Source organism: Ensifer adhaerens, from assembly GCF_020035535.1.
Lineage (GTDB): Bacteria > Pseudomonadota > Alphaproteobacteria > Rhizobiales > Rhizobiaceae > Ensifer.
The window spans coordinates 2,663,404-2,677,483 of the sequence record NZ_CP083350.1 but is presented as its reverse complement, the minus strand read 5'-3'; the positions used below and the strand labels follow the sequence as shown (position 1 = coordinate 2,677,483).

The window sequence follows — 14,080 nt, the reverse complement described above, 5'->3', positions numbered from 1 at the left end:
ATGTCTTTCCTATCCAGTGGAGTTTCAGGCGTCGCCGATCGTTTCGGCGAAATGGCAGGCGGTCATGCCCGATCCGACCGGGCGGAGCGCCGGCTTCTCTCGGCGGCAAAGCTCGGTCGCGTGCGAGCAGCGCACGTGGAAAGGGCAGCCGGGCGGGATGGCAAGAGGGCTCGGCAGTTCGCCGACAAGTGCCGGAGCGCGACGCCTGGCGCCTGGGTCAAGCGACGGCGCGGCAGCCAGCAACCCCTTGAAATAGGGATGCATCGGCTTTGAAAACAGCGCCTCCGACGGGCCGATTTCGACGATGGCGCCGAGATAGATGACGGCGACCCGGTGCGAGACATGGCGCACGAGCCTGAGATCATGCGCCACGAACAGCACCGTCAGGCCCAGCTCGTCCTGAAGCTCGATCAGCAGGTTGACGACCTGCGCCTGCACCGAAACGTCGAGCGCGGAAACGAGTTCGTCGGCGACCAGACAAGTCGGCTCCAGCGACAGCGCCCGCGCAATGCCGATGCGCTGGCGCTGGCCACCCGAGAATTCGTGCGGATACTTGTCGGCGGCGCCTTCGGGCAACCGCACCAGCTCCAGCAGCTCGTCGACCCTTCGGTCGATCGCCGCGCCCTCGCGCATGCGATGCACCGTGATCGCCTCCCGCAAGGTGTCACGCACGGTCATGCGGGGATTGAGCGAGGTGTAGGGATCCTGAAACATCATTTGGACGCGCCGGTTATAGGCGCGTCGCCTCGCTCCCTTGAGGCCGACGACGCTCTCGCCCTCGAACAGGATATCGCCTGATGTCGGCCGGTGCAGGCCGGCGATCAGGCGCGCGAGTGTCGACTTGCCGCAGCCGGATTCGCCGACGATCCCGAGCGTCTCGCCGGGCATCACATCGAGATCGATGCCGTTGACCGCCGAGACGACCTGCTGCGGGCGCCGGGCGAGCGTGTCGGACAACGAACGCCGTTTCTCGAACTGGATCGACAGCGCACGGAGCGAGAGCAGGGGCGGTGCACTTATCTGGGCAGGAATGGTGGTCATTGCGCCGCCTCCCGCGGTCCGAAATGCGCATGGGCATCGTCAAGATGATGGCAGGCAACCAGCCGCGACGAACCGCTTGCTGCGAGCGCGGGCCGAATGTCAGGACATTCGCGACCAGCGACCGGACAGCGGGCGCTGAAGGCGCAGCCGGGCGGCAGCGCGTTCAGTGCCGGCGGCGCACCGGGAATGGAATAGAGCGGTGTTCGTGGCGCAACGTCACGCGGGATCGAGCGCAGCAACCCGAGAGAATAGGGGTGGCGCGCATCGGCGATCACATCCGCAGTCGTGCCGATTTCGCAAAGCCTGCCGCCATACATGACGGCGACACGGTCGCAGGTCTCGGCAACGACGCCCATGTCGTGGGTGACGAGGATGACCGCCATTCCGAGATCGCGGCTCAGCGACTGGATGAGCCTGAGGATCTGGTCCTGGATGGTGACGTCAAGCGCCGTCGTCGGCTCGTCCGCCAAAAGCAGTTTCGGATTGGAGGCGAGCGCGATGGCGATCATCACCCGCTGACGCATGCCACCGGAGAACTCGTGCGGGAAATCGTCGAGACGATTGCGCGCACCGGGGATGCCGACGAGATCGAGCAGTTCGATCGCCCGAGCCTTTCGCGCCCTTGCGTCGAGGTCCGTATGCGCCACGAGGTTTTCGGAGATCTGCAGGCCGACGGTGAGCAGCGGATTGAGCGACGACATCGGCTCCTGGAAGATCATCGCGATTTCGCGGCCGCGAATGCGCCGCAGACGCGTCTCGTTCAGCGGTACGAGATCCTGGCCGTTCCAGAGGATTTCGCCAGCGACACGGCCGCGCGGCCGAATGATGCCGAGGATCGAGCGCAGCGTGATGCTCTTGCCCGAGCCGGATTCACCGACAAGCCCGAGGATTTCCCCCTGCCCCACCTGGAACGAGACGTCGTCGACGGCGACCAGTGGGCGGTCATGCGGACCGAACTCGGTGCGAAGGTGCCTGACGTCGAGCACGACAGCTCTTTCTGTGCTTTTCATCTCAGCGCCCCTTTGGTCGAAGCAGGTCGGCAAGGGCGTCGCCGACGAGGCTGAAGCCGAGCCCGGTCAGAACGATGGCGATGCCCGGCATCAGGCTCATCCACCAGGCCGTCATCAGGAAGTTGCGGCCCTCGGCGATCAGGACACCCCATTCTGCTGCCGGCGGCTGCGCGCCGAGGCCGAGATAGCCGAGCGACGAGCCGAGCAGGATGGCGAGCGCCATGTCGGTCATCCAGTAGACGAGGATCGGCGAGATCGCGTTTGGCAGAAGATGGCGGAAGATGATGCGGCGATCGGAATAGCCGAGCACCCGGCCGGCGGCAGCATAGTCGTTGGCCTTCTGCGCCATGATTTCGGCCCGGGTCAACCGGGCGTAATAGACCCAGTTCACCGCGGTGATCGCCACATACATGTTGACGAGGCCCGGGCCGAGGACGGCGACGATCGCGATCACCAGGACCAGGAACGGAAAGGTGATGATCGCATCGACGCAGCGGCCGAAGATCACGTCGGCAATGCCGCCGTAGTAGCCGACAAAGGCGCCGACGGTGAGCCCGATCAGGAGCGCGAAGATCGTCGCGAAGAAGGCCATCTGCATATCGACCCGATAGGCCCAGATGACGCGCGAGAGTACGTCGCGGCCGAAATTGTCGGTACCGAAGGGATGCGCAAGGCTCGGCCCCTGCTGGATCGCCTGCAGATCGAAGGCGAGCGGATCGTAGGGCGCAAAGACCTGGGGGAACAGCGCGAATGCGAGGGACAGGCCGAGAATGGCGATGCCGACGACGAAGGACGGGCGGGTGAAGGCGCGCGCCAGAAATGTGGCCAGCCGTCCCCGCGTCCGCGGATGGGTTTGGGTCAGGACCGTCATGATTGGCGAAGCCTCGGATCGAGCCAGGATTGCACGACGTCCGTCAGCAGGAAGACGACGGAGACGAGCACGGCGAAGGTGAGCGTCAGGCCCTGGATCAGCGGATAGTCGCGGGCAAAGATCGCCTCCAGCATCAGCCGGCCGACGCCGGGAATGGCAAAGACCGTCTCGGTCACCAGCGTGCCGCTCATCAGGTTGCCGATCGACAAGCCGAGCAGCGTCACGGTCGAGACGAGCGCATTGCGCAGCACGTGCCGTGTCATGATGATCCGCGGCGAAAGACCCTTGGCCCGCGCGAACTGCACGTAGTCGGCGTCGAGCACCTCGATCAGCGAGGCCCTGAGATTGCGAAGGATGATCGCCGACGTATAGAGCGCGACGCTGAGTGCCGGCAGGATCAGATGGTAGAGATTGGCAAGAAAGGTCTTGCCGTAGCCACCGACCGGAAACCAGCGCAGTTGCGCCGCCAACACCGTCAGCAGTAGGAGCCCGATATAGAAGACGGGCATGGAAAGGCCGACCTGAAAGACGCCGCGGATGGCGACATCGACCGGGCTGTTGACGCGTGAAGCCGCGAGAAACGCCAGCGGTCCCGCGAGAAAGACCGCGAGCACGACCGAATAGAGCGCCAGGAAGATCGTCGTCGGCAAGCGGCTGAGAATGACCTCGGTCACCGGCGCTTTCAGCATGATCGAGCGGCCGAGATCGCCGGTCAGCGTGTTCTTGACGAAGACGAGGAACTGCACCGGCAACGGCTCATCGAGACCGAGATTGTGCCGGATCTGTTCGAGCTGGGCATCGGTCGCCTTGGCCTCGGCCATGGCGATCGCCGGGTCACCCGGCAAAAGGCGCACGAGCAGGAAGATGAAGACCATCACCAACAGGAACGTCGGGATGATCTGCAGCAGCCGTGCCACGAGATAGGAAAGTGAGGGCATGGTTCCAACCTTCAACGGAAAACCGGGCGGCTTGCCGCCCGGCTCTCTCTGATCGTTCCGCTATCAGTCGGCGCGCCAGGCTTGCGAGAAGTCGTTGGCGCCGAGCGGCGTCTGTACATAGCCCTCGATCGACTTGGAGACAGCGACGGCGAAGGGCGTTTCGAACAGGAAGAGCAGCGGCGCTTCCGCCGCGTAGATTTCCTGCATGCGCTTGTATTCGTCCTTGCGCTTGGCCGGATCGGTCTCGACGTTGGAGGCTTCGAACAGCGTGTTGAATTCCTGGTTGTTCCAGCCCGTACCGACGGCCTGGCGCTGCTTGTAGTAGCCGAGCCAGCCGGTCACCTGCGCCGGGTCGTTGACGTCGTTCGCCCAGCCGTAGGTGTGGATATCGAAATCGCCGGAGCGGTTCTTCTCGCCGCGCGTCGGGTTGTCGACCTGCTCGACCTTGAGATTGACACCGAGCGGCGCCCACATCTGCTGGAGTGCGGTAAACAGCGTCGCATCGTCAGCGCTGCCTGCAAGCGTGGTGAGCTTCACCTCGAAGCCGCCGCTAAGACCGGCTTCCGCCAGCAACTGCTTGGCCTTCTCCGGATCATAGGGATAGAGCGGCTCGGGGCCATAATGAAGCTGCGTCGCCGCAGACATCAGCGAGGTCATCGGCTTGCCGGTATCGAAGGTCACGAGCTTGATCAGCACGCTCTTGTCGGTCGCGTAGTTCAGCGCCTGGCGCACCTTGATGTCCGCAAGCGGGTTCTTCGCGCCGTCCTTCTTCGCCTCGCGCGTATTGATCGGCGCATAGACGATGCGGGTCGATGGGAAGAGCTCCATCTTCAGGTTCGGATCGGCCCCGAGTTCGCCGACGCGGGCAAAGGGAATGAACTCGGCCGCGTCGACTTCGCCGGCCTGCAGCTTGAGGATGCGGGTCGCATCATCCGGAATGACGAGGAATTCCACCCGGTCGAGATAAGGCAGCGGCTTGCCGTCTTCGCCCTGGCGCCAGTAGTTCGGGTTGCGCTCGAAGCTCATGCTCGAGCCCTGCACGTGGCTCTTCATGACGAAAGGCCCCGAAGTGATCGGACCGGCAGTGAAGAAAGCGCGCGCCTTTTCCTGGTCGGTCGCACCTGCCGCCTTTTCGAAGGCCGCCTTCGGCATGATGCCGGTATTGAAGGTTGCGAGGATCGAGATGATCGTCGGGTCGGGGTTCTTGAGCGACACGGTGATCTTGTTGCCATCGGCCGTGACCTTGTCGACAGCGCCGAGCAGCCCGGCCCAGGGACCGAGTTCGGCATTGCGCGCCCGGTCCAGCGAGAAGACGACGTCAGCGCCGGTCAGTTCCGAGCCGTCGGAAAATTTGAGGCCGCTTCGAAGCGTCAGGGTAATGGTCTTGCCGTCAGCCGAAACCTCGTGAGCCTCGGCGAGACCCGGCACGATCGAACCATCGGGGCCGTTGCGCAGCAGCGTCTCATAGAGACCGTTCACCATCCAGAGATCGGGATTGCGGTCGGCATAGACGGGATCGATGACGGCCGAGTCGTCGTAGCGCGCGAATGTCATCGCGCCGCCGCGTTCGATCGCAAATGCCGAGGTGGCCACAAGCAGGCCCAGTGTCGTGCCGAGCAGGATAGGCAGTATACGTTTCATCTCACTCCTCCTTTTGACCGCAGCCGCCATCGATCGTGCATCGAACACGCTTATTGGATATTGGATCCAATTTTTCTTAGTGTTTTTGCCGCCGACGGATTGCCGCGAAGACGTTCTTGTAGTTCCCCTTTTCAAGAAGGCTGGCATTCGATCTGATCGGCTTGCCGAACCAACTTTAGTTGGACTAAAGTACATCGATAGACGTGAGTCAAGCGGAAAGAAAATCATGCCCCTGAAGATCGAAGAGGCGCCCGAAGTCCATGAAGGCGCCTCCCTCCCCGAAGCCGCGACGCCCGCCTCGCTCGGGCAGATGCTGAGAGCCCGTCGCAAGGAAATCGGCAAGACGATGAAGGACGTGGCGCGCGAAGCCGGTCTGACGGAGGGCTTCATCAGCCAGATCGAACGCGGCATCTCTACCCCGTCACTGATCTCGCTTTACAACGTCGCAAACGCGCTTGGCACCAGCGTCGATACTTTCCTGTCGCAGCCGCCGCAGCATTCGCATTCGATGGTTTCGCACGCGGGCAAGCGCACCGGCTACAATGTCGAGACCAAGGAACGCGTCTACGAACTGATCGAGCGCGGCTTTCCCGGTGCGGCACTCAACGGCTGCATCACCCATATGCCCGAAGGCTACGCCTCCGAACTGACGAGCCACGAGGGCGAGGACTTCCTTTACCTGATCGACGGCGAGATGCTCTACGAGATCGACGGCAAGGAATATCTGCTGAAAGCCGGCGACACGCTGCACTTCCCGGCCTCGCTGCCGCATCGTGCCCGAAATGTCGGCGCGGGGCCGGCCCGCGAACTCTGGGTCGGCACCACCCGGATCATAAAGGAAGACTAAGCCGGCAGACTTGGCCGGGACGTGTTGGCCGAAAGATACGGGCCGCAACCAGGCGGCCCGCAAATGCAGACCTTACTGCTTGCGCGGCCAGGTATCGGCGAGGCGGTAGCCGGCCGGCCACGGATCCGCCGGATCGAGCATCACCTGGTGCGTGCCGGTGATCCAGGCACGGCCGGAGATTTCCGGCACGATCGCCGGGCGTCCGCCGACGGTGGCTTCACCGACGATCCGGCAATCAAACGTCGAATCGATGATGGAATGGCCGCTGAAGCGCTGGCCGACCTTCATCACTCCACGCGCATGCAGCACCGCCATGCGCGCTGAGCAGCCGGTCCCGGTCGGCGAACGATCGAGTTTGGCCGGCTGGATGACAACGGTGTTGCGACCGTGCAGAACACCATCCTTTTCCTCTACCGGCAGTGTCAGCTGGCAGAAGGAGATATGGTTCCATTCCGGGTTTTCCGGATGGGTGAAGCCGAGCTGCTCGTTGGCCGCGCGGGTGATCTTGATGCCGGTTTCGGCAAGTTCGCGCGCCTCGTCCGGCGTCACCGAGAAACCGAGGGCCCGTGCGTCGGTGATGACGAAGCTGTCACCACCATAGGCGGTATCGACGGTCAGCGTGCCCAGCCCCTCGACCTCGAGCTTGGCGTCGAGCTTGTCGGCAAAGGACGGAACGTTGGTGACGGTGATCCGCTCGGCCTTGCCGTTGCGGCACTGGGCAACGACGTTGACCAATCCACCCGGCGCTTCCAGGACCATGTGCGTTTCCGGCTCCTGCATCGGTACGATGCCGCTGTCGAGCAGCACGGTCGAGACGCAGATCGAGTTGGAGCCGGACATCGGCGGCGTATCTTCGGGCTCCATAATGATGAAGCCCATGGTCGCACGCGGGTCCTTCGGCGGGACAAGCAGGTTGATGTGACGGAAGACGCCACCGCGCGGCTCGTTGAGCACGAAATTGCGAAGCGTCTGGTCTTCTGCGATGAAGCGACGCTGTTCCCAGAGCGTGTTTCCGGGCGGTGGCGCAACGCCGCCGACGATGACGTCGCCGACCTCACCCTCCGCGTGGCACGAAACGATATGGACGACCTTGTTGCTGCGCATGCCCTTGCTCCTTCCGTGCTGGTGGACGGGCGCCACCCGAGCGCGCCGATACCCTTCGCATCGACCGCCCTCCTATATTACCGGAATGATCGCGCGACGGCGCTGAACCCGGCCAAAAGACTCATAGAAAAATTGGATCCAATATACAATCTGAAATATTCAAAATCGCTGCGAGAACCCAACGCCTCTGTTGCCCGACACCAGGATTGGACATATGACCATTGACCAACAGCGCGGAAACGCTTCAGAATTCGCCGATCCGGAAGGTTTGGCCAGCAGGGTTTGAACACGATGAAACTCGATGCCGTCGACGTCAGGCAAGCCGCCTCAGCCGCCGATATCGTCTATGAGGCCTTGCGCAAGGCGATTATCGAAGGCGACATCGCCGAGGGCGAGAACCTGCGCCAGGACCACATCGCCCAGATGTTCAACACCAGCCGCATCCCGGTACGCGAGGCACTGTCGCGACTAGAGCAGCACGGCCTGATCACCACCGAACGCTACAAGGGCGCCGTTGTCGCCGGTCTTTCGATCGAGGAGATCGAGGAAATCTTCGAGTTCCGGGCGCTCATCGAGGCCGAAGTCATCCGTCTTGCCGTGCCCAATCTCGACCGCCGCACGCTGGAGCTTGCACGCCAGCATTGCGAGGAGTTCGAACAAGAGGACAACTCCGACCGCTGGGGCGAAATCAACCGCAACTTCCACTACAGTCTCTACGAGGCAGCGCGGCGTCCTTACTACCTGCAGATCGTCCGCGCCTCGCTCGATCGCATCGACCGCTACCTCCGGGCGCAGTTGACGCTGACCTCAGGCGTCGCCCGGGCGCGTCGCGAGCACAAGGCGATCCTGGATGCCTGCATGGCGCGCGACGCCGAGCGCGCGAGTGCGCTGACGCGTGACCATATTTTGGACGCCGGTCGTTCGTTGACGATCTTCCTCAGAGAACAACGAGGCTAGCGGCGCGGGTTCGCGGCGCCCCTGGCCATCTGTCATAATAGTTTGATTTACATATCGTTTTATCTTGTTTCATTCTGGATCGATATTTGATCCTTCACTCCCGGACTCCCGCTCAAATTGCACGGCGCGTCGACCTCTCCTCGGTTGACAAGCGGAGCGGAAGCCTGAAAAGTGAAGCCCCTATCGAGACCGGCAGCGTTGGGAGGACTTGATGTCTGTGCGCGCGTTTTTCGGCCTTTCCACCCTCTTCTTGTCGATTTTGACCGCCGACATCCCCGCCGTTGCCCAGGAGAGTGGACGGCAGATCGAGATCACCAAGGACGGCGACTATTTCGGTTTCGACCTCCGGACCGAACAGAACGTCTCGCTCGACGAATGCCAGCAGACATGCATTGCGGATCAGGCCTGCCGCGCCTTTACCTACAATCCCAAGGTGAAGTGGTGCTTCCTCAAGTCCGACTATAACCAGCTCAACACCTTCCCCGGTGCCATCGCCGGAAAGGTCGTGCAGCCGCAGGCCACACAAGCCGACATCGGGGCGCCGCCGCGCCTGAAATTCCTGTCGGATCAGATCCTGCAGGATGCCCGCAACACCAAGGCCAATCTGGCGCTGGCCGACGACCAGCAGGGCATGGGCGTCAATACGCTCATCGACATGGCGCGCGGCCAGGCCGGCATGGGCAATATCGAAAATGCGCTGAAGGCCTTCCAGGGCGCGCTGGCGATCACGCCCGATGACGCCGAGCTTTGGCTGGAGGCGGCGCGCACGGCAAACCGCATCACCAACAATTCGGCCGTGTCGATGCAAGCCGCGATCGCGGCGATCAACGGCTATGAACTGACCCGCACGACCGAAAGCCGGGCGCATGCGCTTGCCGTCATGGCGAAATCGCTCGAAGGCGCCGAAAACTTCCGCGCCGCCTTGAACGCCTACAAGGCGAGCCTGGAACTGGTGAAGGCAAAATCGGTCGAGGCGGCCTATCTCGATCTCAAGCAGCGCAAGGGCTTCCGCGTCGTCGAACATACGATCGATTCCGACGCCGCGACGCCGCGCGCCTGCGTGCAGTTCTCCGAGCAGCTTCTAAAGAGCGGCGCCGATTATGCCTCCTTCGTCACCGTCAATGGTGCCGCTCCGAAGGCGCTGGAAGCCAAGGGCGACCAGATCTGCATCGAGGGCCTTTCGCATGGCGAACGCTACAAGCTGACCGTTCGCACCGGCCTGCCTTCCACCGTCGACGAAGTGCTCGAAGCGCCCGTGACCCTCGACATCTATGTCGCGGACCGCGCCCAGATGGTGCGCTTCACCGGTGACAGCTTCGTGCTGCCTTCGACCGCACGCCGCGGCATCCCGATCGTTTCCGTCAATACCGACAGCGCCAAGCTGAAACTCTACCGCGTCGGCGACCGCAGCATCGCCCAGGTGCTGCAGAGCTCGCAGTTCCTGACCCAGCTCGACGGCTACAGCGCGCAGCGCATCGAAGACGAAATCGGCGAACTCGTCTGGCAGGGCTCGATCGATATCGAGCGTGACGTCAACAAGGAGGTCGTTACCAGCTTCCCGGTCGACGAAGCGTTGCCTCAACGCAAGCCCGGCGTCTATGTCCTGACCGCCGCACCGACCACCGGCGTCAGCCAGGAATGGGACGCCCGCGCGACGCAGTGGTTCGTCGTTTCCGATATCGGCATCTCCACCTATGCCGGCACCGACGGGCTGAACGTCTTCGTACGCTCGCTGGCCACGGCCGAGCCTATCGAAGGTGTGGAACTGCAGCTCGTCGCCAAAAACAACGAGATCCTCGGCACGGCGGTGAGCGATGGCGATGGCCGCGTCACCTTCACGGCGGGCCTGATCCGCGGCACGGCCGGCCTGACGCCTGCGGTGATCACCGCCAAGAAGGGTGAAGACGATTACGTCTTCCTCGACATGAGCCGCGCCGGTTTCGACCTTTCCGACCGCGGCGTCACGGGCCGCGCGGCTCCCGGCGCCATCGACATTCTCGCCTGGACCGAGCGGGGAATCTACCGCGCCGGCGAGACGGTGCATGCAGCAGCGCTTGCCCGCGACGTCGACGGGATGGCGATCGAGAACCTGCCGCTGACCTTCGTCTTCCTCCGGCCGGATGGTGTCGAATACCGCCGCATGACCAGCGCCGGTGGCAAGCTCGGCGGCCATACGCTTGACCTCGATACCCAGGCAAACGCCATGCGCGGCACCTGGACGATGCAGATCTTCACCGATCCGAAGTCGCCTGCGATCGGCGAGAAGCAGTTCCTCGTCGATGACTTCGTGCCGGATCGCACCGAGTTCGACCTCACCAGCGACGCCAAGGAAATCGCCGTCGGCGAGACGGCAAGCGTGGCGGTCGACGGACGCTATCTCTATGGCGCGCCGGCTGCCGGCCTGGAACTTGAAGGCGAAGTGACGATCAAGCCGACGCGCGAAAGCGCTGCCTTCAAGGGTTACTCCTTCGGTCTCGCCGATGAAGAGGCGAGCGAGGACACGCGCCTGCCGCTCGAGGAACTTTCGCCACTCGACGAGGAAGGCAAATCCAGCTTCGACGTCCTGCTCGACGAAGTGCCCTCGACCACGCAATTGCTCGACGCAACCGTGACCGTGCGCATGCGCGAAGCTGGCGGCCGCGCCGTTGAGCGTTCGCTGAAACTGCCGGTGCGCGCCGAAGGCCCGATGCTCGGCATCAAGCCGGAATTCGAAGGTGAACTCGCCGAGAACTCGGTCGGCAAGTTCCGCGTCATCGCGGTGGATCCGGACGGCAGCAAAACCGCAATGCCCGGTCTCTTGTGGAAGCTGATCAGCGTCGAGCGCAATTATCACTGGTATCGCGACGGCAGCGCCTGGAAGTACGAACCCGTCGTCACCACCAAGCAGGTGGCAAACGGCAGCGTCGACCTGACAGAAGACGGCGGCGAGATTACCGTGCCCGTCGGTTGGGGGCGCTATCGCCTGGAAGTCGAGACGGCTTCGGTCGATGGCCCGACCTCGAGCGTCGAGTTCGACGCCGGCTGGTATGTCGCCGCGACCTCGACGGAAACCCCTGACGGCCTGGAAATCGCGCTCGACAAGGAGAAGTATGCGGTCGGCGACACCGCCAAGCTCAAGGTCTCGCCACGTTTTGCAGGCGAACTGCTGGTGACCGTCGGCACCGAGAACCTGATCACGACGCAGACGGCTTCGATCGCTGCTGAAGGCGGCGAGGTCGACCTGCCGGTCACCGACGCCTGGGGCGCCGGTGCCTATGTCACGGCCACGCTCTATCGGCCGGGCGATGCGCAGGAAAGCCGCATGCCGATGCGCGCCATCGGCATCAAATGGCTCTCCGTTGATCCGGCCGAGCGCAAGCTCGCCGTCACGCTCGACGCGCCGGAAAAAATGGAACCGCGCAAGGCTCTCGACATCAGCCTTCAGGTCGCCGGTGCCGGCGCCGATGAGGAAGCCTATGTGACGATCGCTGCCGTCGACGTCGGCATCCTCAACCTCACCCGCTACGAGCCGCCAAATCCGGAAGCCTGGTACTTCGGCCAGCGGCAGCTCGGCCTCGAAATCCGCGACCTCTATGGCCGCCTGATCGACGGCTCGCTTGGCGCCACCGGAAAGTTGCGCACCGGCGGCGACGGCGGCCAGGTCGCGCTCCAGGGCAGCCCGCCCACGGAAAAGCTGGTCGCCTTCTTCGAAGGACCGGTGCAGCTTGACGGCGACGGCAAGGCCACCGTCAGTTTCGACATCCCGCAATTCAACGGCACGGCGCGGCTGATGGCCGTTGCCTGGACAAAATCAGGTGTCGGCCACGCCACCCGCGACGTGGTCATCCGCGATCCGGTTGTCGTCACCGCCAGCCTGCCGCGGTTCCTGGCGCCCGGAGACCGATCCGAGCTGAGGCTCGACATCGCCAACACCGACGCGCCGGCTGGCGACTACCAGATCCAGGTGACAACCAGCGGCCCGGCAACCGTGGAACAGCCGGGAACGGGCAACACGGTAACCCTGGATCAGGGTGGCCGCTCCTCCGTCACCCTGCCGGTGGTCGGACAGTATCCCGGCAACGGCGTCGTCACCGTGGCGCTGACCGGTGCCAACGGTCTTTCTCTCGAACAGTCGCTCGATCTGCTTGTGCGTCCGGCAACCCTGCCGGTGACACAACGGCAGGTGGTCGCGATCGCGCCGGGAAGCAGCCTGACGATCGACGGGCAACTGCTCGCCGACAGCATCCTGCAGGGCGCTTCGGTCAATCTCAGCGTCACCCGCTCCGCCGCCTTTGACATGCCGGCGCTACTGATGACACTCGATCGCTACCCCTATGGCTGCACAGAGCAGACGACCAGCCGCGCGCTGCCGCTGCTCTACCTCAGTGAACTCGCCAAGCAGTCCGGCCTTGCCGATGACGAAGGCGTGACGAAACGGGTGCAGGAGGCGATCTACCGCGTGCTTTCCAACCAGTCGTCGTCGGGCAGCTTCGGGCTCTGGGGTCCGGGCTACGGCGACCTCTGGCTCGACGCCTATGTCACCGACTTCCTGACCCGCGCCCGCGAGCAGAAATACGACGTGCCGGAGGCCGCGATGGTTCAGGCCCTCGAAAATCTGCAGAACGGCGTCAGCTACGACACCAATGTCAAGGATCGCGGCAACGAGATCGCCTATTCGCTCTACGTGCTCGCCCGCAATCGGAAGGCCGCGATCAACGATCTGCGTTACTACGCCAATACGCTGATCAATGACTTCCCGACGCCGCTCGCCAAGGCGCACATCGCCGCGGCGCTCGCGCTCTACGGTGACGCTCAAGGCTCGCAGGATACGTTTGCCAATGCGGCGAACATGTCGACGGGCCTCGTCAATGTCAGCCTGTCGCGCTCCGATTACGGCTCGTCACTGCGTGACGGCGCCGCGGTGCTCGCGCTCGCGGCCGAAAGCCGACCGGTCCCGCCGATCGTTCCGGAGCTATCGAAAATGGTCGCCCGCGAATGGGAACAGAAGACCTATACCAGCACCCAGGAGCAGGCTTGGATGCTGCTTGCCGCCCGCGCCATCCAGAAGGGCGACGAGGACATGGCGCTCGAAGTCAACGGCGCATCAAAGACCGGCAGCTATGCCGCCCAGATGACCGGCGACGCGCTGACCACCCATCCGGTAGTGATCCGCAACCAGGGAGCTGATCCGGTCTCGGCCGTCGTCACCACGGTCGCGGCTCCCGCCCAGCCGCTTTCGGCCGGCGGTGACGGCTTCACCATCGAGCGCACCTACTACACGCTGGACGGTGCTGAGGCGAACGTCATAGAAGCGCGGCAGAACGAGCGCTACGTCGTCGTCCTGAAGATGACGGAGGCCAACGACTGGCCCTCGCGCGTGCTGGTCACCGACCTGTTGCCGGCCGGCTTCCAGATCGACAATCCGAGCCTCGTCGACAGCGCCCAGCTCAGCAATTTTGAGTGGCTCGGCGAAATCACCGCGACCCACACGGAGTTCCGCAACGACCGCTTCGTCGCAGCACTCGACCGCAGCACCGGGGCCGGCCGCGAGGTCACGCTTGCCTATGTGGTGCGCGCCGTGACCCCCGGTGTCTACGATCATCCGGCCGCAACGGTCGAGGATATGTACCGGCCGCAGCTTTCGGCCCGCACCGCGACTGGACGCATGGAGGTATTGGCCGCGCAATAGGCT

Annotated in this window: 9 protein-coding genes; 3 read left to right on the top strand and 6 right to left on the bottom strand. The window is 63.6% G+C overall.

All coding sequences use genetic code 11. From position 1 onward, the window contains the following. Window positions 1-24 precede the first annotated feature (24 nt). From LAC81_RS32245 to LAC81_RS32225, 5 genes are all read right to left on the bottom strand, one after another. Window positions 25-1,041, bottom strand: a complete 1,017-nt coding sequence (locus LAC81_RS32245; RefSeq protein WP_223728694.1) for an ABC transporter ATP-binding protein — start codon at window positions 1,039-1,041, stop codon at window positions 25-27. Beyond that, window positions 1,038-2,051 carry an ABC transporter ATP-binding protein gene (locus LAC81_RS32240; RefSeq protein ID WP_223728693.1) on the bottom strand — a complete coding sequence of 338 codons (1,014 nt, stop codon included), beginning with the start codon at window positions 2,049-2,051 and terminating at the stop codon, window positions 1,038-1,040. Before LAC81_RS32240 ends, LAC81_RS32245 begins: the two co-directional genes overlap by 4 nt. 1 nt (window position 2,052) lies before the next feature. Beyond that, window positions 2,053-2,922, bottom strand: coding sequence for an ABC transporter permease (locus LAC81_RS32235; RefSeq protein ID WP_223728692.1), 870 nt, complete (start codon window positions 2,920-2,922; stop codon window positions 2,053-2,055). After that, window positions 2,919-3,860 carry an ABC transporter permease gene (locus LAC81_RS32230; protein WP_113535214.1) on the bottom strand — a complete coding sequence of 314 codons (942 nt, stop codon included), beginning with the start codon at window positions 3,858-3,860 and terminating at the stop codon, window positions 2,919-2,921. The genes LAC81_RS32235 and LAC81_RS32230 overlap by 4 nt, the downstream gene beginning before the upstream one ends. A gap of 63 nt (window positions 3,861-3,923) precedes the next feature. Next, window positions 3,924-5,501 carry an ABC transporter substrate-binding protein gene (locus LAC81_RS32225; protein WP_223728691.1) on the bottom strand — a complete coding sequence of 526 codons (1,578 nt, stop codon included), beginning with the start codon at window positions 5,499-5,501 and terminating at the stop codon, window positions 3,924-3,926. Window positions 5,502-5,727: 226 nt separating this feature from the next. On the opposite strand from LAC81_RS32225, the gene LAC81_RS32220 reads away from it, so the two are divergent. Then, a complete protein-coding gene (locus tag LAC81_RS32220) occupies window positions 5,728-6,348 on the top strand; it encodes a helix-turn-helix domain-containing protein (RefSeq protein ID WP_223728690.1) in 621 nt (206 codons plus the stop codon). A 72-nt stretch (window positions 6,349-6,420) separates the two neighbouring features. On the opposite strand, the gene LAC81_RS32215 is transcribed toward LAC81_RS32220, so the two are convergent. Next, window positions 6,421-7,452 (bottom strand): trans-3-hydroxy-L-proline dehydratase, encoded by a 1,032-nt coding sequence (locus tag LAC81_RS32215; protein WP_223728689.1) that lies wholly within the window; start codon window positions 7,450-7,452, stop codon window positions 6,421-6,423. 291 nt (window positions 7,453-7,743) lie between these two features. Here LAC81_RS32215 and LAC81_RS32210 point away from each other — a divergent pair, with 291 nt between their 5' ends. Together LAC81_RS32210 and LAC81_RS32205 are read left to right on the top strand one after the other, a co-directional pair. Continuing rightward, window positions 7,744-8,409, top strand: a complete 666-nt coding sequence (locus LAC81_RS32210) for a GntR family transcriptional regulator (protein WP_223728688.1) — start codon at window positions 7,744-7,746, stop codon at window positions 8,407-8,409. Between the two features lie 217 nt (window positions 8,410-8,626). After that, entirely contained in the window at window positions 8,627-14,077 is a 5,451-nt protein-coding gene (locus tag LAC81_RS32205) for an alpha-2-macroglobulin family protein (protein ID WP_223730385.1), read from the top strand. Window positions 14,078-14,080: the final 3 nt, after the last annotated feature.

Coding starts and splice junctions, on each gene's coding strand:
- LAC81_RS32225 (WP_223728691.1), bottom strand. CDS start 5,501: ATGAAACGTATACTGCCTATCCTGCTCGGCACGACACTGGGCCTGCTT.
- LAC81_RS32230 (WP_113535214.1), bottom strand. CDS start 3,860: ATGCCCTCACTTTCCTATCTCGTGGCACGGCTGCTGCAGATCATCCCG.
- LAC81_RS32235 (WP_223728692.1), bottom strand. CDS start 2,922: ATGACGGTCCTGACCCAAACCCATCCGCGGACGCGGGGACGGCTGGCC.
- LAC81_RS32240 (WP_223728693.1), bottom strand. CDS start 2,051: ATGAAAAGCACAGAAAGAGCTGTCGTGCTCGACGTCAGGCACCTTCGC.
- LAC81_RS32210 (WP_223728688.1), top strand. CDS start 7,744: ATGAAACTCGATGCCGTCGACGTCAGGCAAGCCGCCTCAGCCGCCGAT.
- LAC81_RS32220 (WP_223728690.1), top strand. CDS start 5,728: ATGCCCCTGAAGATCGAAGAGGCGCCCGAAGTCCATGAAGGCGCCTCC.
- LAC81_RS32215 (WP_223728689.1), bottom strand. CDS start 7,452: ATGCGCAGCAACAAGGTCGTCCATATCGTTTCGTGCCACGCGGAGGGT.
- LAC81_RS32245 (WP_223728694.1), bottom strand. CDS start 1,041: ATGACCACCATTCCTGCCCAGATAAGTGCACCGCCCCTGCTCTCGCTC.